General features: G+C 43.9%; 17 protein-coding genes. All 17 read left to right on the forward strand.

The features are described from left to right. Positions 1-31 precede the first annotated feature (31 nt). A complete protein-coding gene (locus tag D0T87_RS11125) occupies positions 32-3,172 on the forward strand; it encodes a TonB-dependent receptor (protein WP_163175200.1) in 3,141 nt (1,046 codons plus the stop codon). A gap of 12 nt (positions 3,173-3,184) precedes the next feature. Next, positions 3,185-5,095, forward strand: coding sequence for a RagB/SusD family nutrient uptake outer membrane protein (locus tag D0T87_RS11130; RefSeq protein WP_163175201.1), 1,911 nt, complete (start codon positions 3,185-3,187; stop codon positions 5,093-5,095). Between the two features lie 37 nt (positions 5,096-5,132). After that, positions 5,133-7,925 (forward strand): SusC/RagA family TonB-linked outer membrane protein, encoded by a 2,793-nt coding sequence (locus D0T87_RS11135; protein ID WP_163175202.1) that lies wholly within the window; start codon positions 5,133-5,135, stop codon positions 7,923-7,925. Positions 7,926-7,943: 18 nt separating this feature from the next. Next, positions 7,944-9,644, forward strand: coding sequence for a RagB/SusD family nutrient uptake outer membrane protein (locus D0T87_RS11140; protein ID WP_163175203.1), 1,701 nt, complete (start codon positions 7,944-7,946; stop codon positions 9,642-9,644). Positions 9,645-9,690: 46 nt separating this feature from the next. Then, a complete protein-coding gene (locus D0T87_RS11145) occupies positions 9,691-10,698 on the forward strand; it encodes an IPT/TIG domain-containing protein (RefSeq protein ID WP_163175204.1) in 1,008 nt (335 codons plus the stop codon). Positions 10,699-10,739: 41 nt separating this feature from the next. Continuing rightward, the gene (locus tag D0T87_RS11150) at positions 10,740-11,945 is read left to right on the forward strand and encodes a glycoside hydrolase family 5 protein (protein WP_163175205.1); all 1,206 of its coding nucleotides are present in this window, start codon (positions 10,740-10,742) and stop codon (positions 11,943-11,945) included. 39 nt (positions 11,946-11,984) lie between these two features. After that, positions 11,985-12,638, forward strand: a complete 654-nt coding sequence (locus D0T87_RS11155) for a carbohydrate-binding protein (protein ID WP_163175206.1) — start codon at positions 11,985-11,987, stop codon at positions 12,636-12,638. A gap of 16 nt (positions 12,639-12,654) precedes the next feature. Then, positions 12,655-14,871: a beta-glucosidase gene (locus D0T87_RS11160; protein ID WP_239063618.1), complete on the forward strand. Its 2,217-nt coding sequence runs from the start codon at positions 12,655-12,657 to the stop codon at positions 14,869-14,871. Between the two features lie 24 nt (positions 14,872-14,895). Continuing rightward, the gene (locus D0T87_RS11165) at positions 14,896-16,554 is read left to right on the forward strand and encodes a glycoside hydrolase family 9 protein (protein ID WP_163175207.1); all 1,659 of its coding nucleotides are present in this window, start codon (positions 14,896-14,898) and stop codon (positions 16,552-16,554) included. A gap of 11 nt (positions 16,555-16,565) precedes the next feature. Beyond that, the gene (locus tag D0T87_RS11170; protein ID WP_163175208.1) at positions 16,566-17,630 is read left to right on the forward strand and encodes a glycoside hydrolase family 88 protein; all 1,065 of its coding nucleotides are present in this window, start codon (positions 16,566-16,568) and stop codon (positions 17,628-17,630) included. Positions 17,631-17,736: 106 nt separating this feature from the next. Continuing rightward, positions 17,737-18,843: a glycoside hydrolase family 5 protein gene (locus D0T87_RS11175; protein WP_163175209.1), complete on the forward strand. Its 1,107-nt coding sequence runs from the start codon at positions 17,737-17,739 to the stop codon at positions 18,841-18,843. Between the two features lie 29 nt (positions 18,844-18,872). Next, positions 18,873-20,741 carry a hypothetical protein gene (locus D0T87_RS11180; RefSeq protein WP_203558672.1) on the forward strand — a complete coding sequence of 623 codons (1,869 nt, stop codon included), beginning with the start codon at positions 18,873-18,875 and terminating at the stop codon, positions 20,739-20,741. A gap of 10 nt (positions 20,742-20,751) precedes the next feature. Next, on the forward strand, positions 20,752-21,303 hold the full coding sequence (locus D0T87_RS11185) for a DUF2271 domain-containing protein (RefSeq protein ID WP_163175210.1): 552 nt from the start codon (positions 20,752-20,754) through the stop codon (positions 21,301-21,303). A gap of 559 nt (positions 21,304-21,862) precedes the next feature. Then, positions 21,863-22,210 (forward strand): helix-turn-helix domain-containing protein, encoded by a 348-nt coding sequence (locus D0T87_RS11190; RefSeq protein WP_163175211.1) that lies wholly within the window; start codon positions 21,863-21,865, stop codon positions 22,208-22,210. Continuing rightward, the gene (locus tag D0T87_RS11195) at positions 22,200-22,586 is read left to right on the forward strand and encodes a phBC6A51 family helix-turn-helix protein (RefSeq protein WP_163175212.1); all 387 of its coding nucleotides are present in this window, start codon (positions 22,200-22,202) and stop codon (positions 22,584-22,586) included. The genes D0T87_RS11190 and D0T87_RS11195 overlap by 11 nt, the downstream gene beginning before the upstream one ends. Then, positions 22,583-24,625, forward strand: coding sequence for a toprim domain-containing protein (locus tag D0T87_RS11200; RefSeq protein WP_163175213.1), 2,043 nt, complete (start codon positions 22,583-22,585; stop codon positions 24,623-24,625). The genes D0T87_RS11195 and D0T87_RS11200 overlap by 4 nt, the downstream gene beginning before the upstream one ends. A gap of 642 nt (positions 24,626-25,267) precedes the next feature. Further along, the gene (locus tag D0T87_RS11205; protein WP_163175214.1) at positions 25,268-25,645 is read left to right on the forward strand and encodes a single-stranded DNA-binding protein; all 378 of its coding nucleotides are present in this window, start codon (positions 25,268-25,270) and stop codon (positions 25,643-25,645) included. The last annotated feature ends 95 nt before the right edge of the window (positions 25,646-25,740 follow it).

Consider the following 25,740-nt stretch of genomic DNA (forward strand, 5'->3'; position numbering starts at 1 on the left):
ACGCATTCATTAAAACTTTATTCTGATACAAATGAAGAAACAACACCGATTTATTTTTTTGTGTGTACTATCATTATTCAGTATTCTGCCCAACATGTCTTTTGCACAAAGCATTAAGGTAGAAGGAACAGTCACCGACGAGATGGGTGAACCGATGATAGGCGTATCTGTAGCATTGAAAGATGCAGGCACAGGTACTGTGACAAATGTTGACGGGAACTTTACATTGGGCAATGTTCCATTGGGAAGTGCGTTGACTTTCTCTTATTTAGGCTACAAAAGCCAGGTCGTAAATGTGACTAAAGGGCACATCAATGTAGAAATGGAGCCCGACAGCCAGCAACTCGATGAAGTTGTCGTTATTGCCTACGGCACCCAAAAGAAAGTAACGATTACGGGCGCTATCTCAAACGTCAGCAACAAAGAACTGTTGAAATCGCCGTCGGCTTCGCTGGGAAATGCGATAGCCGGTAAGCTTCCCGGTGTACAATCTGTGCAGTACTCGGGCATTCCCGGAGGCGATGACCCTGTTATCCGTGTGCGCGGTATCGGATCTTTTAACAACGCCGAACCGCTGGTGTTGGTCGATGGTGTAGAACGTTCGTTCAGCCAACTCGACCCGAACGAAGTGGCCGATATTACCATTCTGAAAGATGCTTCCGCAACGGCAGTATTTGGAGTAAGAGGTGCAAACGGGGTAATCCTGGTAACCACAAGGCGAGGCGAATCCGGTAAACCAAGCGTATCATTCAGCGCATCTGCCGGCATTCAGCAAATTACGCATTTCATCGAACTTACCGATTCATACACTTATGCAAAGGCTTATAACAATGCGCAGTTGGGCGATGGAACATCTCCGAATAACCTGAGATTCTCGCCCGAAGCGATCCAACATTTCAAAGACAGGGATATGCTCATGCTTTACCCGGATACCGACTGGCTCAACTACATCATGAAAGACCACGCATGGCAGAGTCAGTACAATGCCAATGTTTCGGGCGGAAACGACCGGGCCAAATATTTTATCTCCGTAGGCTTGCTCGATCAGGATGGTTTGTTTAAGACTTTTGGTACCGATTCCGAAGCCAACTTCAAGTACAGACGCTACAACTACCGCGCCAATATCGACCTGAACCTAACCAAGCTGAGTCAACTGTCCATCAACATTGGCGGGCGTGTCGAGGATCGTAATATTATAGGCGATGGCGAAGGCAACCTGTTCCGCTACCTGCAATATGCAGCTCCTATGGCCGGCTATGGAATAGATTCCGAAGGTCGTCACATCGTGGCCGACCGTTCGCTTGTTGGCGATTACGACCGCGACGGACTGGAAACCTTCTACAACCTGGGGTATATAAAAGAAAGTAAAAACGTGCTTAACCTCGACCTTCAATATCAACTGAAACTGGACTTCATAACCAAAGGCCTGGACTTCAAGATTAAAGGCTCATACAACTCAGACTATACCCAACAGAAAAACCGCAAGAACGGCTACGGAACGGGAGTTACCTACATGGCCACCACACAGCCGGGACTGGTCGATGAAAACGGAAATCCCCAAGTGATCCTGATCAAAAGTGGAGACACATACCCCCTTCCTTACAGCGAAGCAAAGTGGGGCGGCCGCAACTGGTATGCAGAAGCAAGCCTGAACTATGCACGCAAGTTCGGCAATCATAACGTTGGCGCAATGGCACTTTACAACCAGTCGAAAACGTATTATCCCTGGGACTCGCAAGGAGAGATATATCGGTCTATTCCTTCCGGATATGTAGGTTTGGTGGGCCGTGCAACGTATGACTATGCCACTAAATACATGTTGGATATGAACATCGGCTACAACGGTTCCGAAAACTTCGCCCCCGGCAAACGTTACGGCTTCTTCCCCTCGGCTTCGGTGGGCTGGATCGCCTCTTCTGAGAAATTCTGGGAACCCTTAAGAAAGGCTATTTCCTACCTGAAAATACGTGCATCATTAGGAACAGTAGGAAACGATGCGATGGGAGGAAGACGTTTTATGTACCTGCCGGGCAGCTATAAATTCATAGGCGGTGGCCCCAACGGAAGCGGAAACGGTACGGCAAACTTCGGAACCAATAACAACAACTGGCTACCCGGTGCCTACGAAGCCTCTTCGGGCAACCCGTTCGTTACTTGGGAAACGGCCACCAAACAAAACTATGGTATCGACCTCAAAATGCTGGACGATAAACTGAGTGTAAACGTAGATGTCTTCTTCGAGAGTCGCAAAGATATTCTTGCCTCCAACGCTGCCATCCTGCCTTCCCTGACAGGAATGCAATCGAACTCCCTGAACTTCGGGAAGGTGAAAAACCACGGATACGAGATCGTCCTTAAATGGGAAGACCGCATCGGCGATTTCCATTACTCAATCTCTCCCGCCATCACCTACGCACGCAATAAAGTGGAAGAACAAATGGAGGTGAAACAAGACTACGAACATCTGTATCGCAAAGGCCACCCCGTAGGTCAACCCTTTGGCTATGAGTTTTTCGAGTTCTACGAGCCCGGGCAAACCGAAGACCGCTATCAGCAAAAATACGGCACCCCCATGCCCGAACAGGGAGCAGCAATAAAGGCCGGCGATTGCGTATATGTCGACCTCACCGGCGATGGAAAGATTGACACCAACGACGTACATGCCATCGGATTCACCGACATTCCCGAATACAACGGATCGCTGAACTTGAGCCTGAGTTACAAAAATTTTGATATATCCATGCTGTGGATTGGGGCAACGAACGTAAGCCGCCAGTTAGATATGTACTACCGCCCGCAATTTGGTTCCAGTAATCAAACCGCGCTGTCTCAATGGGTTTATGATAACAGTTGGCGCGAAGATAACGCACATTCGGCTACATTGCCGCGCATTACTTTTGCCAATCAGGCACACAACATTCAAAACTCGGAGGTGTGGCTGGTAGATGCTTCATACATCCGCCTGAAGAATGTAGAGATTGGGTATACGTTCCGGAAAATACCACGAGTTCCGCAAATCGGCAGTGTTCGTTTATATGCCACAGGTTATAACCTGCTTACCTTCTCTAAATTTAAGGCGAATGACCCGGAAAGTTCCGGCGCGGCCTACGGCACCTTCATGAAGTATCCCATGACACGTGTTTATAATTTCGGAATAAGAGTTAACTTTTAAGATTTCCATCCCATGAAAATAGTTCATAAAACAAATATAATACCTTGGCTTCTAAGCACATTTGTAGGAGTCAGCATGTTTTTCTCTTGTGTTGACGATATAAATATCGGCGACAGGTTTCTGGAAAAATCTCCGGGTGTTGATGTAAACATTGACACAATCTTCTCTAAGGGCGAGTATGCGAAAAACTTTCTGTGGCAACTATACAACCACGTTAACAGCCCCTTTTATACCGACAACCAGTTAAACTCGAGCCCCATCGAAGTACTGTCCGATATATTACATTCCCATTGTACATGGTCGGGGGCTAATGAGTATTACTATCCGGGGAATGTTACTGAAGACTCGCAAGGCGACTGGATGCGCGATAAGTTCGGATATAATTCTGTATGGGGAGCCATCCGGAAAGGTTGGATCCTGATCGAAAACCTGGACCGTGTGCCAGACCTTACTGACGGAGAAATCAGTCAGTTGAAAGGCGAAACATACGTCATTATGGCCACCCGTTATCTGGACGCTCTCAAAAACTTCGGCGGACTTCCGTTGGTCGATCATGTATTCCAACCCGGCGAAAACTATACTCGCAGGCGCGGAACCGTAGAACAAACGGTACACTTTATTGATAGTCTGATAGTCAATGCCATAGACGAACCCGGACTTCCCTGGCGGGTACAGGATGTAGAAAATTGGGCCGGACGCATGACCAAAGGCGGCGCTATGGCATTGCGTGCTAAGTTACACCTGTTTGCCGCATCTCCTCTGTTCAATGACACAGAGCCCTATATGCAATACACCGGCGAGGCCGAAGGACAGGATGTCTTGCATATCTGGACCGGCGGCCGTAAGCAGGAGTACTGGGAAAAATGCCTGCAAGCCTGTGAAGACTTCTTCAGGCTGAACACTCAGAATGCGGACTGGTACGCACTCATCCAGCCCGAAACGGAAGACGAAAACGGCTACAGTCAGGCTTTCCGCGAAGCCTATTGGTATCGGGGTAATAGCGAAAAACTGATTGAAGTTCATTTTGCATACACGGCTTCCGAGTGGGAACAGAACTATGGAATCGGCACTCAAAGCCACATGGGGCACACCAACCCTACGCTCGAATACATGGAAATGTTTCCCATGGCCAACGGCAAAAACTATTCGTACCAGAATATCTATGGAACCAACAACCCCGGCAATATAGACATCTTTGCCAATCGCGATCCGCGTTTATATGAATCCATATTGGTAAGCCGTGAACGCCTGAGAGAAGATTATATGGGACTACAAAGAGTGGAAATCTGGAAAGGCGGCAACGTATATAACAATAACAACCTGAATGGGTGGACCATCCGCTTTGCAACCGGTATGGCGCTCTTCAAATGGATTCTCGATTATTGGAAGATGGGCAATCAGCCGGTATCTTACTCGTATATGCGTATGGCCGAAATGCATCTTATCTATGCCGAAGCCTTGGCGGAGACAGGTAATCTGTCCAAAGCATGCGAAGAAATAAACAAGGTGCGCGCCCGTGTCGGCTTGGGGAAAATAGAAGTAATGAACCCCGAACTTCAGCTTACAACCAACAAAGAAAACCTGATCCGGGAAATCTTACGCGAACGTGCTGTCGAATTCGGTATGGAAGACCAACGCTTATACGATATCATCCGCAGGAAAGAAGTCGATAAGTTTACTTCTCCGCTTCACGAGCTTCATACCTGGCGCAAAACAGCCGATGGGCAAAAAGATACCCGGGAAGATACGCAGTTGCAGATGGGAGAAGCCTATCCGAACTTCATCTATGAAAAGGTGCAGATAACAGCAGGAGCGCGCAGGTGGTGGGAACCCGGGTTCTGGAACAACAAATGGCTGCTCTCGCCCTTGCCACGGGCCGAAATTAATAAGGGATATGGCTTAACACAGAATCCCGGTTGGTAGTGTAATATAAATATTATCGGATCAATTATTTGAAACTATGAATATAAGTCACAGAAGAAATATATGTTTACTTGTACTTTCATTGGCAACACTGTTTGCCCAGGCACAAGTAACGCTGGATGATAAAACCTCGACAAAAGTCGATTTAGGATTTGGGGTAGAGCAGAGCGGGTTTTTAACGACTGCTGCCGTTACCACCATTTCCGGCGAAGAATTGCAACAAACATCGGCTATTAGCCTGGCCGATGCGCTTTATGGCAAACTGTTGGGATTAACCGCTTTACAGGTCGGCGGATTTGCAGCCGACGAAAACAAAGGCGCGTCTCTGAACATCAGGGGATATCAAACATTCTCCGAGAAAGGCATCCTGGTGTTGGTTGATGGTTACGAAAGACCCATTGACCGCCTCACCGTAGAGGAAGTAGAGAGCGTAACCGTTTTGAAAGATGCTGCCGCTGTAGCCATGTTGGGGCACGAAGCTATTAATGGCGCTATCCTTGTAAAAACAAAAAGAGGGCACGTTGGGAAAACCCAGATAAAAGTAGGCTATAGCCATAAATTCACGTTCGACCCTCAGTTTGCCGAAATGCTCGATGGACATGACTATGCCGCCGCATTGAACAAAGCCCATACTAATGACGGACTGGCTCCTGCCTATACACAACAGGAGCTCGATCTGATAAAAGCAGGAACCGATCCGCATTTCTATCCGAACGTAAACTGGCAGAAGGAAACGTTTAAGAAAGTAGGTTCCGAAGATCGTGCAAACATCTCCGTTACCGGCGGTACAGACAAGGTGCAGTATTACACCATGCTCGATTATACCGATAGCCGTGGACTGTTGAAAGGCACACAACAACAGGATTATAATTCCCAGTTGAAGTACTCGAAGGCAAATATTCGCAGTAACGTAGACTTCGAACTGTCTCCCTCCACCAAAATGTCTGTCAATGTATTAGGCATGTTCATGGAAACAAATCGCCCGAATGATGTAGATGCCGATGGCGCCACATGGTACGTTTACAGAACACCCGCAAGCGCATTTCCCTTTAAAACATCCAGTGGAATATGGGGTGGCAATGAGGCGTACGGCGACGGTAACGTAGCGGCTAAAATCCAGGACTCCGGATTTATGAAAACCCATCAGCGGCAACTTTGGGCCAACGCCAAACTTACTCAGGATCTTGGATTCTGGGCTAAAGGTCTGAGTGTCTCTGTCAGCGCCGGTTATGACAATGCTTCCATTACCAATGAACAGCGTTACAAAGGACATCAATATGGTTATGAATATTATACTGGCACGGTTGGCGACAAGAATAACGTGCAGGAAGTAGTCATGGGAAACAAAGAAGAAAAGCTGAACTTTAACGACTGGGTAGATAAACAATGGCGTATAGCACAGTTCGCTGTGGGCGTACATTACAAAACCTCATTCAGGGACGACGACCATTTTGCAGCTTCGGCAGTGTACAACACTAAAAGCGAGATACGCGACAACCGCAGCAATACCTTCTATCGTGCCAACTGGTTGGGGAATTTCCATTATGACCTCAAAAACAAATACGTAGCCGACCTGGTATTGGCTGCCAACGGCTCAAACCGCAGTTACCCGGCCAAGTGGGCTTTCTCGCCAACGCTGTCGCTAGGCTATATCTATGCCGACAATCCGGATAAGCTACTGACTTATGGTAAATTGCGGGCGTCTGCGGGTATCCAGCATACAGACTATGTTCCCGAAGCGGGTATATGGCTTTCGCAATGGAGCAACTCAAACGGGCAGTTCTTCTATGGGCAGGGGTTCGGTAATTCGTGGGGTTCATTCATTACAGCTTTCCCAACCACCAACTTTTCGCAGGAAAAGGCAACGAAAGTAAACCTGGGAACCGACCTGCGCCTGTGGAACTCGCTGGATATTACTGCCGATGTTTATTATCAGAAGCGAAGCCACATCCTGCAAAATGCGCGGGAGATGAATTCGTGGGTAGTAGGTATCCAGTCGGCCTATGAAGATGTAGGAGAAGTTAGTAGCTACGGATTCGAACTGGGTGCCCGTTTTGCCCGGAAGATCGGTAAGGATTTATATGTAAATGCCTCCGGTATGTTGACCTGGAATAGAAACGAGATTGATTATGCCATTGAGAATCCGGCATATCCAAACCTCTCTCAGATAGGGAAACGTGTAAACGAGGCTTGGGGATTGGAAGCCATTGGCTTTTATAAAGATCAGGACGACATCAATAACAGCATCCGCCAGGAGTTTTCGCAGGTGCGCCCGGGCGATGTGAAATATAAGGACCAGAATGGCGATGGCGTTATCAACGAATTCGACCGCGTAGCATTGGGCAGCGCAACGGATATACCCGAACTTAACTATGCCTTTGGCGTAGGGTTGGAGTACAAAGGATTGGGATTTAACGCATTGTTCCAGGGAACGGGCAACTACATGAAGAACTTCCGTTCGGTAGACGGTGTGTGGGGAGTGATATCCGACAATAGAAATCTTTCGAAAGCGTATTATCAAAACTCATGGGATGTGGCAGGCCAGTCGGCTCTTTACCCCCGCTTGTCTTCGCAGAGCGTACCGAATAACGAACAGGCAAGTACGATCTGGCTTCAAAAGGTTAATTTCCTGAAGCTGCGCAATTGTGAATTGTACTACAAATTGCCGCAGAAGACTGTTCAAAGGCTGCGCATGTCGGGTATAAAGGTTTTCTTGCAGGGGCAAAATCTACTCTCTTTCGATAATGTCGATGCGATGGATGCCGAAGTGCTCTCAACCGCATACCCGGTATTGAAGTCTGTAAACGTAGGATTGGCGTTAACTTTCTAATACTAAAGCAAAGAAGATATGAAAATAAAAAATATAATACTGGTAACTTTGATGACATTCGGCCTGGCCGGATGCGTTGATTTGGATTACAATGAAGTAACGGTTCGCGATGAAGAATGGGTGTACAGCAGCCCCATCAATGGAATCAAGAACATGGTGTTCGATGTGTACGCACAGGTGTTCCACGAATTCAGAACGGGATATAACGGTGCGTGGATGAATGGGGCCATTAAAGCCTCGGCCACCGATGAGGCAGACTATGCACTCTCAATGTCGGATGTTCACAAATATTATAACGGTGGCTGGAGTCCGGCCAATCCTTTCCCGGATACCTGGATTGTGGCTTACCGTGCCATTGCGGAAATACATACCTATCTCGAAAAGATTGATAAGGTAAACCTCGACGAATACATTTACGACAGTAATTATCATAACATGCTGTTGCAGTTCGAACTGTTTCCGTATGAATTAAGATTCCTCAGAGCATACTTCTACTTTGAACTGGCAAAATCTTATGGAGATGTACCGCTGATAACTACTACCCTGACCAACGCCGAAGCCAATAGCGCCACGCGCACTCCCGTTCAGGAGATCTTCAAATTTATTGTAGACGAATGTGATGCCATTGCCGAATATCTTCCGTATACGTATCTGGATGAACCGGGAGCCGAGATAGGCCGTGCTACCCGTGGAGCCGTACTGGCACTGAAAGCCCGTACATTATTATATGCTGCTTCTCCATTATTCAATAAAGACAACAACAAGGAGTTGTGGAGACAAGCTGCTTTAGCATCCAAAGATTTAATTGATCGTGCAAGTGGTTGGGGAATTAAATTAAGTACCTATAATAAGCTGTGGGGACACGATGCGTTCTATAACCCTGAAATTATTTTTGGATTCGGGCGCGGAGCATCCAATGACTTCGAGCGGGCGAACTATCCGGTTGGTATAGAGAATGGCAATTCGGGCAATTGCCCCACACAATCATTGGTAGATGCTTATGAGTATGCGGATAATGGTGAGACATTTAAAGAAAGGCATCCTGGACAAATAAATGTCACTACAGAAGATCCGTATGCAGGATTGGATCCCCGCTTTGAATTGACAATCGTAAAGAATGGCGATAGATGGCCAAGCAATAGTATTCAACAAATTGAAATTCAAAGTTATGTTGGAGGTTTTAACGGTGCTCCTAAATATGGTGCAACAACAACGGGCTATTACTTGAAAAAGTATGTGGATGGTAACTGTGTAACTACCTATAATAATCCTACTACCCGTCGGCATACTTGGATTGTGATGCGACTGGCTGAGGTTTATTTGAATTATGCAGAAGCAATGTACAACTATTATGACGATGCTGATTCGAAAGGAGATTTCGACATGTCAGCCAACGAAGCCATCAACGTATTGCGTAATCGTCCCGATATTATGATGCCCGAGTTTTCCGGTAGCAGTAACTTCGAGGAGAGATATATGCGCGAACGTATGGTCGAACTGGCATTCGAGGATCACCGGTTCTGGGACGTACGTCGCTGGCAGAAGGGTAGTGAGTGCTTTTCTGCAATTACATCGGCCAATTTGCAAAACCTCAATGGCGAGGTGATATTAAACCGTGAAACCGTGATTCGTACATGGAATGATAAGTACAATTTGCATCCCATTCCGCAATCGGAAATTAAAAAGAATGATAACCTTACCCAGAATCCGGGTTGGTAATCTGTAATTGTGATATTCAATTCATCATTTTCAATTTGAACAAATTATGAAAAGCATATTTTTATACCTTACTACCATCTTTCTCATTATTTCCGCAGGAATATTCGTAACTGCATGTAGTGATGACAAAGAGGAAAATCAATCGGAAAGACTTTCCATAAAAGTCTATAGTCCGACGAAAATTGTACAGGGACAAGAAGTAATCATTTCAGGTACTGGGCTTGATGTAGTTACATCTGTTGTTTTCCCTGGTGAAATTAGAGTTACATCTATAACTGTTATCAGTGCCAATCAAATCAGTGTAATTGCCCCGGCCGGTATTTCGGCCGCAGGTGGCGGATTAGTGCTATATGCTGGCGATGAGTCGGTTGTCAGCCCCGTGCCCGTCACCTTAGGTAATCCTGAAGTCACCTCTATCTCGCCCAGCGATACGATACGAACCGGGAGCGAGTTTATTATCATTGGCACCGACATGGAGTTCTTTCACCGTGCCATATTCCCCGGCACTGAGAGCAACGATGTGGTGGTCGAAGCCATCGACTTCGAACGTAAATCGACCGGGTCGCTACGCATCAAAGTTCCTATTGGGGCGAAAGAAGGTTCAGCGCGCATCAGGCTGATAACCATTTCGGGAGTGGAAGTGGTGCTTCCCGAAGTTGAAATAGCAGCGCCTGCTGGTGGCAGCGATGGTCCTGTAGAAATTGTTGTGTGGGAAGGCGAACATACAATAGACTGGGGTGGTAATGCTTTCCACCTTAAGGCCGAATGGTTCGAAGACGCCGCCGTAGGCCAAAAGGTGCGGCTTTACTTCCAGCAGCTGAACGCATGGAACCAGTTCCTTTTCAACAACGGCTCATGGGAAAAAGTGAACATGCCCGAACTGGGCGGTGGTGATGCAGTAACTACCGACAATCTGGGTGGAGTCGATGTAACCGAGTTCGAATTTACCATAACAGAAGAACTCCTCGATCCCTGGTTTTTGACTGATACCGACGATGCATTGATTTTCAACGGTGATGGTTTTGTTTTCAATAAGGTAGTTCATATAAAATAATTATAGTCCATTCAGTATTTATCGTTTAAAACAAAAACTTTATGAATAAGTTTTATCTTTACTTTTTTTCAATTCTGTTATTTGCTTGCTCCTCGAATGGGATATCGCAAAATAACGAAAAAGATGATATTAAAAGCTCATTGCCCAATCCGGAAGACATGTCACGGGATGCTAAAGCACTCGCAGCCGAGATGTTTGCAGGCTGGAACTTGGGCAATTCACTGGAAGCTTATAACAATGGAGCACTCGATTCGGAGACTTCTTGGGGAAATCCGAAAACGACCAAAGCTATGATTGATGCTGTAGCAAATGCAGGTTTTAATGCGATCAGAATTCCTGTTCGGTGGTATCCACATTTCATTGATGAGGCTAAAGCACAAGTGGATGAAAAATGGATGAATCGTGTGAAGGAAGTTGTGGGCTATTGTCTGGACAACGATATGCTGGTTATCATTAATACTCATCATGAAACTTGGCTGGAAAATTATGCATTCTACAAAGATTCTGCTGAGATATACCGGAAAGAATACACCCTATGGACACAGATTGCAAATACCTTTCAGAATTACGACGAAAGGCTTCTATTTGCAGGAACCAACGAAGTGCATGTGCCGGATGAGTGGGTAAGACCTGCTAAAGCTGAAGAGAATTCTAAAGTCCAGAATGGTATGAATCAGGTATTTGTAAATGCCGTACGTGCTACAGGAGGTAAAAATAGTCTGCGTAACCTGATTGTGCAAACCTATTGTACTAACTCTGAATGGGGGCCTGCACTTTTTACTATGCCAACTGATCCTGCCAAGGACAGGCTTATGGTTGAGGTACACTACTACGACCCTTGGAGTTACACCGGTACGGAAGACGAGATATTCTGGGGTAAGCCCTATGCAGCCTATGGTGCCGGCAACGGACAGGAAGACGCCATGCAAGCCCGATTTGCCATGCTGAAGAAGCAATATGTCGACCACGGATACCCTGTTATCGTAGGCGAGTGCGGCGGCAGCAGACACAGCGCGGTGGGTGAATATGCTGATCTCATCAGTGAATCTCGCGGCTACTATTACCAAACGCTTGCCCGCATCACCAAAAACAACGGAGCCATTCCCTTCGTTTGGGATAACGGAGCCTTGGGTGATGGACCCGACAAGTTCGCACTTTTCGATCGGAGGGACAATATGAGAATTATCGACCCCTTAGCCGTTACTGGCATGATGAAGGGAGCACGGGAGGGGAAGTATCCTTTTTGAGTAGATATAATGAAAAATATAAATGAAAAAAACAATCGTATGAAGCTGATAATTGTGGGAATAGCCATCTCCTTCTTGGGGGCAGCATTGCTCATTACAGCACAGGATAAAAAAGAGACATACCCGGGCAAACCTTACAGGGACGCCCGGGTCTCGCAGACTCCACAAGTAATACCTGGTCGGCTAGTCTGCGCTTATTATGATGTGGGTGGAGAAGGCATTGCCTACCACGATACTTCGGGAGTGAATGAAGGTAGCGGAAAGCTAAATCCAGCCGATGGGTCGTATCTCAACGAATTCAGAATGAAAGAAGGTGTGGACATATCTTATACGAAGTCCTGGGATTTTACAGCCGGAAATCTGGTCGCCCCCGAGTCGCTTGATATGCTTTATGTCGGTTGGACAGAACCGGGCGAGTGGCTGAACTATACGATAAAGGTAAAGAAAACAGGGTTATATACAGTAGATTTCTTTTATTCGGCAGCAGTCGAAGCTTCCATTTCATTATCTGTCAACGGAGAAGATACAACAGGCTCATTAGTTGTTCCCACAACAGAGAATCCTCACCAATGGAACCGTATAAACAACTTCACTGAAATATACTTTAAAAAGGGAAACCATATATTGACACTTCATACAAAGGAAAAGGGGTTGATGAACTATATGTGGTTTTCATTTACTCTAAAACAATAAAACTGAAATGTCAATCATGAAAATCAAAAGCATACTTTTATTAACTGTCATTATTTGTATATCTGCTTCCATGAAAGCACAAACTCCCATCTATCTTAATGATAATAAACCCATTGAAGAAAGGGTGAAAGATGCCCTCAGCCGCATGACACTGGAGGAGAAGGTGCGGCTTTGCTATGCACAAAGCAAATTCAGTAGTGCGGGTGTTCCCCGTTTGGGGATTCCTGAAATATGGATGAGTGATGGACCACATGGTGTACGTGAAGAAATACAATGGAATTCCTGGGCAAACGCCGGGTGGACGAACGACTTTTGCACAGCGTTTCCTGCTCTTACCTGTCTGGCGGCAACCTGGAATCCGGAGATGTCTGCATTGTATGGCAAAGCAATTGGCGAAGAAGCCCGCTATCGCAAAAAAGATGTATTATTAGGCCCGGGAGTAAATATCTACCGCACACCTCTCAATGGCCGAAACTTCGAATATATGGGCGAAGACCCTTATCTGGCCTCGGTAATGGTTGTACCTTACATCCGTGAAGTACAAAAGAATGGAGTAGCCGCTTGCGTAAAACACTATGCCCTGAACAATCAGGAACTGTGGCGCGGACATATTGATGTGGAACTGAGCGACCGGGCATTGCACGAAATCTATCTTCCCGCTTTCAAAGCGTCCGTCATAGAAGGAGGGGCATGGAGCATCATGGGTGCCTACAACAAACTCCGGGGCGAACATTGTTGCCACAACGATTTGTTACTGAATAGAATTTTAAAAGGCGATTGGGCATTCGATGGTTGTGTCATCACTGACTGGGGCGGAGCACACAACACGCGTGAGGCTGCACTTAATGGATTGGATATCGAAATGGGTTCTTATACCGATGGTCTGACCAGCGAATCAGAATTTACTTACGACGATTACTACCTAGGGAATTCTTACCTGAAAGGATTGAAAGACGGCACATATCCGATGAGTACCATTGATGATAAGGCAAGCCGCATACTACGCATGATATTCCGTACAGTTATGAACCGTGACAGGCCTTGGGGAACATTCACCACCGAAGAGCATTTCGATGTGGCCCGCACCATTGCGGAAGAGGGTATCGTGTTACTCAAAAACAGCCCGGTAGCCAAAAAGGAACCGGCATTACTTCCTCTTGATGACTCTCTATACAAAAAGATCCTAGTTGTCGGAGAAAACGCCACTCGCAGTCTGACACAAGGTGGAGGCTCGTCCGAGCTGAAAGTGAAAAAAGAAGTTTCTCCTTTAGATGCTCTGAAAGCGTTATATGGCGCAAAGATAATCCATACACAAGGATATGAATCGGGACGCCCTCTATATTCCAGTGTTGATGAAATCCCCGCCGAAGTGAGTGCGAAACTACGCGATGAAGCCATTGAAAAAGCCAAAGAAGCCGACTTAGTGATTTATGTCGGTGGACTGAACAAAAACCACTTGCAGGATTGCGAAGCAGCAGACCGGACAATATACGAACTTCCTTTCGGACAAAATGAATTGATAGAAGGCATTCTAAATGTTAATCCAAACATGGTAATGGTGCTACTGAGTGGAAATGCCGTTGAAATGCCTTGGGTAAAACGAGTACCTGCCATCGTACAAGGATGGTATTTGGGTAGTGAAGCCGGCAGTGCATTGGCAAATATACTTAGCGGCGAGATCAATCCAAGTGGAAAACTTCCCTTCTCTTTCCCTGTGAAGCTTGCCGACAATGGTGCACATGCTTTCGATGCCCTAAGCTATCCAGGCGATAATGTCAAAGAGATATATAGAGAAGATATTCTGGTAGGTTATCGTTGGCATGATACGAAAAAGACCCCAGCTCTTTATTCCTTCGGCCACGGGTTGAGCTATACTACCTTCGGTTACGGAAAGGCAATACTTTCTGAACGGAATATGACGCTTAATGGTAGCATAGAAGTCACCATTCCGGTTACCAATACCGGTAATCGCGAAGGAAAAGAAGTGGTGCAGCTATACATCGGTGACGAAAAAAGTAGTCTGGTTCGTCCGCTGAAAGAACTGAAATACTTCAACAAGGTAACCCTGAAACCCGGTGAAACAAAGAATGTGAAATTTATTATTATGCCTGATGATCTAAAGTTCTACGACGATAAACGCGAAGAATGGATCGCAGAACCGGGCAAGTTCAACGTCTACATAGGTACCTCGTCAACGGATATACGTTCGGCAGTAGGTTTTAATCTTCAATAAAGCAAACCATTTAAAGTTATTCTTATGAAAATGCAACTTTATCTTATTTTAGTCATGTCCTTTACGGTGTTGCTGGGTTGCAAAAGCTCGGTGCCCGAGTCGAAAGTAACAGATGTCATTCGTCTCAATTCGCTCGGCTTTCTGCCGGGCGCCGTTAAGCAGGCTAGCTTGACGCAGGACGCAAAGAAATTTCACATAAGAGATGCCGCAAGCGGAAAAATAGTGTTTAAAGGAAAAGCTGCCGACCCCGTAACGCAAGCAGATGTGAACCAAACAATCTGGATTGCAGATTTCTCTCAAGTAAAGATTCCCGGTGCTTATTATCTTGAAATTCCCGGTGTGGGGCGCTCTACCGATTTTTCAATCAGCGACAAAGTATACAACGATGCATACATCACTTCAATGCGTGCATTCTATCTTTGGCGTTGTGGAATGGAAGTACAGGGCGATTATAATGGTATACACTATCATCAGTATGCTTGCCATTTGAACGACGGCTATGAAGATTATGTAGGCAATAAAGAAGTTCATCGTGATGGTACGCAAGGATGGCATGATGCTGGTGATTATGGAAAATATACCGTCAATGCAGGTGTCACAGTTGGAGTTTTGTTTATGGCATGGGAAAATTTTCAATCCCGGTTAAACTCAATCTCATTGGATTTGCCGGAAACGGCTTCGGGATTTCCCGAATTCCTGAAAGAGATGAAATGGGAAATTGATTGGTTGTTGAAAATGCAGTATTCCGATGGATCGGGTAGAGTGTCGCATAAACTGACTCGTACTAGCTTTTCCGGCTTTATAATGCCTGATAAAGATGATGGGAAGCGCTACTTTACGGAGTGGGGTTCAGCAGCTACAGCCAGCTTTGTAGCTATGATGGCCCAGGCTGCTCGCATCTTTGAGCCTTACGACAAAGAGTATGCAAAGAAATGCTTGGATGCAGCGACCGTAAGTTATCGTTTCCTGGTACGAAATCCAGAGGATAAAGGGTTTGTCCAAGGCGATTTTAATACAGGTGGATACCAGACATCCGATCCGGACGATCGCATCTGGGCTGCCGCCGAAATGTGGGCAACTACCGGAGATGTTCAATATCTTGCCGACTTTGAAGACCGTGCACGAAAAATGGATTTTACGGTAGAGGAAAACTGGGACTGGGGAAATGTATCGAACCTGGGCATGTTTACCTATATCTTGTCGGAAAGGCAAGGAAAGGATAAAAATGTGGAAGAGGCAATCAGACGTAACATCATCTCGGTGAGTAATCAAATTGTAGACAATATACACAATGATGTATACCGCCGTCCGTTGCCCGGCAGATACTATTGGGGCTGCAATGGAGGAGTTGCCAGACAAACCGTAAACTTGTTTGTTGCAGATAAACTTTCGCCGGATAAAAAATATGAAAATGCAGCACTTGATATTATCGGTCACTTGTTCGGTCGGAATTATTATAATCGTTCCTATATAACAGGTTTAGGTATCAATCCACCAATGTTTCCTCACGATCGTCGTTCGGCTGCCGACAACATTGCCGATCCGTGGCCAGGATACATCGTGGGAGGAGGGCATACTGCTACCGATTGGATTGATGAAGAGGGTAGCTTCTCTCACAATGAAGTTGCTATAAACTGGCAGGCACCTTTAGTCTTTGCCTTAGGATGGTTTGTACAAAAGTAAACTTTAAGAATATGTTAAACAGACGTAGCTTTATTCGCATTCTATCGATGATTACTCCTGCTATAGCCTTGGGAGGGGTGACAGTACATGCAACGAATCATGAAGAAAAAAAACAAGGTTATAGTTCGCTAATACACAAAGCCCGGAATGCCATGTTGGCCATGCAGCGAGCTTCATGGGAGCAAGGAACAGCAATACAGGTAATGATCGAATGTGAAGATCACGAAATGTTGCGGATGATGGTAGATGAAGCTATCCTGAGACAATCACATGATGGACGTACCTGTATGCTTGGCTCTGATCATAATGTAACAGATCCTATTGCCGCCGGATATGGAATACTGAAAGCTTATGACTTGTTTAAAGAAGAAAAATATAAAGCAGCAGCTGATCGTCTGTATGATTATTGCAAGAATCAGGCTCCCCGGGATCAGTCTGGAACATTGTATCACCTAAATGATAGTAAACAGTTATGGAGCGATTCCATTTATATGGTTCCTCCTTTCTTGGCTGCATATAAAGATTATGACGAATGTATGAAGCAATGTCGGGGCTATCGAGCTCGACTGTGGCAGCCTGAAAAGAAGCTTTATTCACACCGTTGGAGTGATGATGAGAATAGTCTTATAACTGAGAGATGTTGGGGTGGCGGAAATGGCTGGGCAGCTGCTTCTTTTGCTATCATTTACGAATTACTCCCCAAAGAACTACAGGAATATAGAGAGGAGGTGAGTTCTTATTTAGTTGAGCTTTTAGAAGGGTTACTGAATAATATGCGCTCTGATGGCCTGTTTCATGATGTCGTGGATAATCCACAAACGTATATTGAAACTAATCTCTCTCAAATGGCTTCTTTTGCTATTTATAAAGCTGTAAGGAATAAAGCTATTGATCCTGGTTATCTGAAAATAGCCAGAAAAATGCAAAAAGGTGCACTTTCTAAGGTAGACCAGTTCGGATATGTACAAGGCGCTGCCGGTTCGCCAATGTTTAATGCACCGGGGGTATCTAGCGAAGCACAAGCCTTTCTACTCATGATGATTGCGGAAGAAAATAAAATTTCTCATGACAAATAAATCGTGAAAACCGAACTGTGCTTAGAAAGAAATGTTTGTCTATTCCCTATATTTATGTAGCAAAGGTGTCTACTCAAATACTATACAACTATAAAAACATTTACTTATGAAAAGGACAATTTTAATTTCTGCCACTTTGCTGGTACTTATGTGTATTTTCTCAAGTGAATTATCGGCCCAATCTCCATCTGCCACTTTCAAAGCTAAAAAAGGTGTAAACATTAGTCACTGGCTATCGCAAAGCCGTGCAAGAGGGGAGGCCCGTCTGAATTATTTCACGAAGAACGATGCAAAACACCTGGCTGCTCTCGGATTCGACCATCTGCGAATACCCATCGACGAAGAACAAATGTTTACTGAAAATGGGGGAAAAGAACAGGAAGCCTTTCAACTTCTGCATAATGCCCTTAGCTGGTGCCAGGAGTATAAGCTAAAAGCTGTGGTTGATTTACATATTCTGCGGTCCCACTTTTTCAATGCAGCAGAGAAACCTCTGTTTACTGAAGTGAAAGCCCAGGAACAATTCTATAACTGCTGGCGGTTGTTGTCGGAAGAGTTGAAAAAATATCCGAATGAAATGCTAGCCTATGAACTGATGAACGAACCTGTTGCTGATGACCCCGAAATATGGAATGTTATAGCAAATCGTTGCTTAAAAGAAGTTCGAAAACACGAACCTAACCGAACTATTATTATCGGCTCCAATCGTTGGCAAAGTTTTGAAACAGTTAAAGACCTGCGGATTCCGGCAAATGATAAAAATCTGATTATTAGTTTTCATTATTATGGTCCTATGCTACTTACTCATTACAGAGCCGGGTGGTCGGGCACCCGGGATTATGAAGGACCAGTGCACTACCCCGGACTACTCGTTAAACCGGAAGAATTGGCACAACAACCTGCCAACATACAAGAAAAATACGCTTATGCAACAACGACTACCTGCAATATTGAAACCATTTCCCGCGATTTTAAGCAAGTAGCTGATGTCGCAAAAAAGTATGGCTTGGCTGTTTATTGCGGTGAGTTTGGCTGTATCACCAAAGCACCTGAAGGACCCAGTGCAGCTTGGTATAAAGATATGGGCACTTTATTTAAACAATATGATTTTGGTTTTGCTGCCTGGGACTTTAAAGGCGATTTTGGAGTAAAGAGAAACGGACAATGGGTTGGATTTATCATAGAACCTTTAACCGGAAAGAAAGTCAAGTAAATTATTGTGATATAAATAGTATATATTCTATGAAACGGATTACATATATTTTTGTAATGTTGTTGGTAGCCATAGCTGTCAATGCCGGCAACTACAAAAGCTTCAAAGTTTCGGTTTACACCCGGGCTTACGAAGTAGAAAAGATGAAAGACCTGCACTGGTTGGATTCAACCTGGACAATTATTTCCAATCAACTTAAAGTAGATAAAATATATCTTGAAACTCATCGCGATCTGTTGATTGTACCAAGCGAAACGCTTGAGCAGGCCAAGAAGTATTTTCAAAGTAAAGGAATTGAGGTCGGAGGTGGTATCACCTATACGATCAATGAAGCCAATAGCTTTGAAACCTTTTGCTATTCAGATCCTGAACACCGTAAATTGGTTCAGAAAATAGCCGAACATACGGCACGGCATTTCGATGATTTTATTCTGGACGATTTTTTCTTTACCAGCTGTAAATCGGACATTGAAATCAAGGCCAAAGGAAATCAGAGTTGGACGGACTACCGTATTAAGCTAATGACCGAGGCTGGTCAGAACCTGATAGTCAAACCATCAAAGAAGATAAATCCGAATGTAAAGATTATCATTAAATACCCAAATTGGTATGACCACTTTCAAGGATTAGGCTTTAACTTAGATACAGGTCCAAAGATATTTGATGGTATCTGGAGCGGAACAGAGACCCGCGACCCGTCGACAGCCCAGCATTTGCAAAACTACCTGAGCTACAACATTGTCCGCTACTTCGACAATCTGCGTCCCGGATTCAATCTCGGAGGATGGGTCGATTCGGGCGGTTCGCATATGGGAATGGACCGATATGCAGAACAACTTTGGTTGTCCATGTTTGCGAAAGCTCCGGAAATTGCTCTTTTTGCCTACAATCAATTGTTAGGAACAGCTCTTCGGCCCGAGATACACCGTACACCCTGGCAAGGACAAGGAACGAGTTTCGATTACGATGAAATGGTGAAGCCAATCCAGCTGCCGGATGGTCAGACCATACTACCGACGACCATTGCGCGGGTTGCCGGTATGGCATTGGAGTCGGTCGATCAGTTTGTTCATAAATTAGGTAATCCCATCGGGATAAAATCGTATAAACCTTATCATTCTTCGGGAGATGATTTCCTGCAGAACTATTTAGGCATGATTGGATTGCCTATGGATATGATACCGGAATTTCCAACGGATGAAAAGGTCGTATTATTAACCGAACAGGCCAAGTACGATCTGGATATCGTTAATAAAATAAAACGACACCTCCAGAAAGGCGGCGATGTAGTGATTACCAGTAGTTTACTGAAAGCTATTCCGGAAAGAATTGCTGACATTGCTGAACTACGGGTTACCGATTTAAAGGCGATTATTAATGACTTTGGTAACGGTGCAATGACTAAAGATATTCTCATTCCCCAAGTCCGTTATTATACAAATGATGCCTGGGAGGTTGTCAGCGCCGGTCGCCCTTTGAGTAAAGGAGTAAGCGGCTTCCCTATATTGTTGCGTGCCGGTTACTCCAAAGGAAACTTGTATGTAATGACTATTCCTGATGATATGGGCAACCTGTACGACTTCCCGGAGACTGTGTTGAATAATTTTCGCAAGGTACTGTCGCAGGATTTAAGCATACGTATCGAAGCCCCTTCTAAAGTAGCCTTGTTCCTGTATGACAACGACACATTTATTGTCGAATCGTTTATGGACGAGCCTGTAACGATTCAAATCATTACAAACGAAGAAACTGCCTCGCTGGAAGATATGCTTTCAGGGAGCAAATTGGAAAGTCTGCCGGAAGTAAGACCGACTAATCGTTGGGTACAAGCGGAGAAAGTAAAGAAGTTCAGGGTAACATTAATGCCTCATTCATATAAAGTATTTAAAACAAAATGAAACAATTGTCATGAAATTAAAGAAGTATTTAATTCTACTTATTATTCCCTTGCTTATTACGAGTTGTAAAGAAAAAGAGGGCATTCTTGAGGTAACTGTAGATTACGAACAAAAAGTTAAATGGGCCAGTGACCAATATGCTGTGTGGATTGAAGACCTTTCGGGTAATTATATCAACACTCTTTTTGTTACTCAATATGCTACCACCGGACAAGCTTACAATGAACGTCCGGATTGTGTACCACTTTGGATGAGTAAAACCAATCCGGCAGGAATGACTAGCGAGCAGATAGATGCAATATCAGCCGCTACACCCAACTCAGGCGTTCATACCTATACTTGGAATTTAATCGATAAGGAGGGAAGTAAAATAAGGCCCGGAACGTATGTTTTTGTTTTAGAAGCAACCCTTGACGGTGATAGTCGGGTCCTTTTTAAGAATGAAATTCATATAGGTAAGAAATCTGCAACATCTGTAGGAATTCCGGAGTATACTCGTCCTGAACGCGAAAAACATAAGGATATGATACGTTCGGTTGTAGCAAATTATAAGATTCTCTAATAAAAGCCAGTTGGATAACATATGCTTTAAATATTATAATGTTCATGGGAAGATAGACTATCGTACTGCCAGACAAAAGCATATTCCGGATGCCTTGAGTTACTGTCTATTATCGAAAGTACAATAGGTAAAGAACTGGTACATACAGATTATATCGAATTGAATAAAAGTAGGAATTGGGGTAATAATTACTTTAAAGGTTCGAGTAGTTGTCGTATTGCTGTAGGACGTTTTTCCGAAAAGGACTTTATGTACAGAGGTGTGTATGGTAAGATGGTATTGGTGATACGTTGATTCATAAAATAAGAAGTTGTATATGACTTCTCAGAAGCAATGCGTTCGTAGTTTCAATAAATTAGAAGCTAAGAACGCATTGTTTCTTATGTATGTCATTTCTTAATGCTTGTTTACACCAATCGTATCCACTCAAATTTAAATAACCACTCAGTTTCATAACACTTGATTACTAACATGTCATGAAAAATAAAGACGTGTTTGTGAAAATCTGAGTGGTACAAATAGTATCGCTTTATTAAGTAGTGGCGATAACTTTGAATTAATGGAAAAATTGAAAGAAAAATTCAGGAAAGCTATGCTTGAGAAAGATGTAAATCAGAATGAACTGGCTTGTTTAACAGGACTTAGCATTTCTACCGTAAGTCGCTTGCTCAATGACCCGGGTAATGCCACAGCTAACAATCTGATGAAGGTCGGAGACAAATTAGGTCTCTCTGCCTCAGACGTATTTTCATCAGCACATAGCGATTCTTTCACGGAGTTTCCGATGAAAATTGAATTTTTCTGTAGAACTCACAATGATTTCCTGTTTCTTATGAATTTGATAAAGGAACACTACAACAAATATTATAGTAACGAACTTTTTAATAAAATGTACCGTGGATATTGATATGAATCAATCTATTCAGGAAATTCATAAGATGATTTCCGAAGTTTACGTCTTCATGAAAGATATGAAGCATGATTATGATGCCATTGTTGGCTCTATTGAGATGGACCGTCAAACAATAGGTCGTCTGTTAGGTGTGTCGGAATCGACACTCTATCGTTGGCGTTCGGCTCCCAATTTTACTTTGCCGTGTCATTATCATAATGACCGTTCTACTTATTATGTTTATGACGAAGTGTATGTTGCTTTGAAACGTGGGCAACTCAAGGCAAAGGGTTTTGATCGTATAGAAGCTATGCAACGTATGAAAATGTATAAAGAAGGAGTCATTCGTGGCCTGTTGAGTAAAGATTCTGCAGATCCGGAAATGATATGAGAGATCGGGATGAAATACTGAAACAGACAAATGATGGATTAGAAATCTTCAATTTTTATATTCCCTTCAATTTCAAACTTAAAAAAAACTTTCTTAATCCCCTGTATGAAGATCACATTGCTTCATGTCAAATATATTATAGTACAAAAACAAAGTGCTATATGATGCACGACTTTGGTAATCCGGACTATTGCGGGGACTGTTTCTGGTTTGTAGCCAAACTGAAAGGTATAAACGTTCGTGCCGACTTCCGGCAAGTGCTGAATATTATCATTGGTGATTTACATCTCAATCTTTCATCCTTTGAATCCAACACGACCTGTGGCCAAGTAGTACATGTTAAACCATCATTGATTGTGAGCTCTGTAGCAAAAGACAAGGTAAGAATGAAAAAATATAAGATTGTCCCCAAAGTATTTACTTCTACAGACCTGAACTATTGGGAAAAATATGGTATTTCATCAGGGACACTTGATAAATTCAATGTCATTTCTCTGGCAGAATTTCACGGAGAAAACAGTGAAGGAAAACCTTATGTATTACGCTCCACGCCCGAAAAACCTATATTTGGATATAAAGAAGATAAATACATAAAGATCTATCGGCCTTTTGATAAAATACGATTCCTCTATGGGGGTATTATGCCTGATACATATAGTTTCGGCATAAAACAACTCCCTACGCGAGGTGATGTGCTTTTCATAACTGGCGGAGAAAAAGACACGATGAGCTTGTCAGCCCATGGCTTTAATGCCATCTGTTTTAATAGTGAAACCGTAAAGGTTCCGCAATCAATCATCGAAATGCTTTCTCGACGGTTTCGTCACATCTGTGTGATGTATGATTGTGATGAAACAGGACTGAAAACCATGGAGACAACCATTACTGATTTAAGAGAATATAATGTGGTTGCAGTCAAGCTACCTCTGTCCGGTATAAAAACTGAGAAAGACATCTCAGATTATTTCGCTTTGGGACATACCTCTGACGAACTGCATTCGCTTATCCGGAAGAGTATAGAACCCCTCTATTCACAATCATTGTTACTTATAAAAAGCTGCGAAATGGACTTTAATAACCCTCCCAAGCAATCAAAATTAGTTGTGTCTACCGAAGGCGTACCACTAGGTTCCTATGACAACCTGCTTTGTATCACCGGCGGCGAAGGTACCGGAAAAAGTAATTTTGTATCATCCATCATCTCAGGTACATTACTCACTGAAGAACTGGCCATACCGATCGATACATTGGGTTTCTCGGTTTGCCCAAACTACTCAGAGAAAGCAGTACTTCACTTCGATACCGAACAGTCGGAGTACCAACTCTATAAAAATATGAATATGACACTCCACCGGGCAAGACTGGATCAAATGCCCTCATTTTACCACTCATTCTACTTGACAACACTCTCACGAAAAGAGCGTATGCAACTTATTCGTGACAGTATGGACCTGTATCACCATCATCATGGAGGTATTCACCTTGTCGTGATTGATGGAATAGCCGATCTGGTCAAATCAGCCAATGATGAAACTGAAAGTATAGCGGTAGTAGAGGAGCTTTATAGCCTTGCCGGTATCTATCATACCTGCATTATATGTGTGCTTCACTTTGTGCCGAACGGTATAAAGCTACGTGGTCATATCGGTAGTGAATTACAGCGAAAATCTGCTGCAATCCTTTCCGTCGAAAAGGATGATATCCCGGCTAACTCCGTAATAAAGGCTTTAAAAGTTCGTGATGGCAATCCTCTTGATGTTCCTATGCTACTTTTCAAATGGGACAAACAACAAAATATGCACATCAGTGCAGGCAAGAAGAGTGAAGAAGACAAAAGTCGGCGCAAACGTGAAGAACTCACTATTCTTGCCCGGACACTTTTCTCAGAACACAACTTCGTGTCTTATAAAGAACTTACCGATTATATCGTATCTCAAACCGCAGTGGCCGACCGCACTGCTAAAGACTATATCGGCTTCATGCTTAAAAATCAGATAATAACCAAAGAAGCAACAAACCGATACTCATTCAAGCAATAACCCGATACTTCATGTTGCTATATTTCATTTCCTTTCATTGCTATACCTGACCACTTTGTATGATAAAGGACTAATCCTTTTCTGTTTTTCTCTGGTGTTTTTCTCATTTCTTTATCTTTTAGTCGATAGAAATGCTCACCACCATAAGCTATCCTAATAAAACACCCTATCCATTATTATATCGTTATATCGTTCATCCTCTCTATAACTCCGCACCACAACTTACTTTCAATAAACGATTGTGAATCTCATCCTTACAGTTGCCACATCAAAGCTGATGGAGGTTTCGTTATTTTCCAATCTTCCACCAATACTACTGCTATTAAGAATCAACACTAACAACTAACCGATGGGATAGCATCCTCTTTCCAACCTACTGTGATATTTCCACACTTTCTCATAACACATTTTTGGGCGAAGTCACATCATTTTTCCTGATGCAAATCTATAATGCAGCACCGTTTATACGGTTACGGGTCACTGCGTTCTGGCCAATGGCATATCTGCCACAATCTTCCTTTTTTCTTATGGCTTTGCTAAAAGAAAAACGAGTATTGTGACGCTATCCTTGGTGCTGCCCTATGCCTGCAATATTTCGTTGCATTGTAAAAATTGATTATATAACTTCTAAAAATTACGATTATGAAAAAGGTAGAAAATTTATTCACAGTAACAGGTTTTGTTGGTAAGGATGCAGAAATCCGTCAGTTCACCGCCTCAAGTGTCGCACGTTTCTCATTGGCAGTTGGCCGCACAGAGAAGAACGGAGAAGAAACCACCCGGGTATCAGCTTTTATGGCTATGGAAACCTGGCGTAAGAATGAGAACGCCTCATTTGAACTATTGAAGAAAGGTGCGATGATTACTGCCAAAGGCTACTTCAAGCCCGAAGAATGGACAGATCAGGGTGGTGTTAAACACAACCGCATTGTGATGGTGGCCACCGAATTCTTCGCCACTCCAGAAAAGGAAACAGAGCCTTCGAAGAAAAAGGCATCACCCAAGAAAAACCAGAAATAGTTCATATCTCTCGTTAAACAAAGCGGCTTTCGGGTCGCTTTTGTTTTACTCGTCCAAAAGAACAACTGATTTTGGAACTTCATTCAGCTTCCCCG

Source organism: Bacteroides sp. 51, assembly GCF_010500965.1.
Lineage (GTDB): Bacteria > Bacteroidota > Bacteroidia > Bacteroidales > Bacteroidaceae > Bacteroides.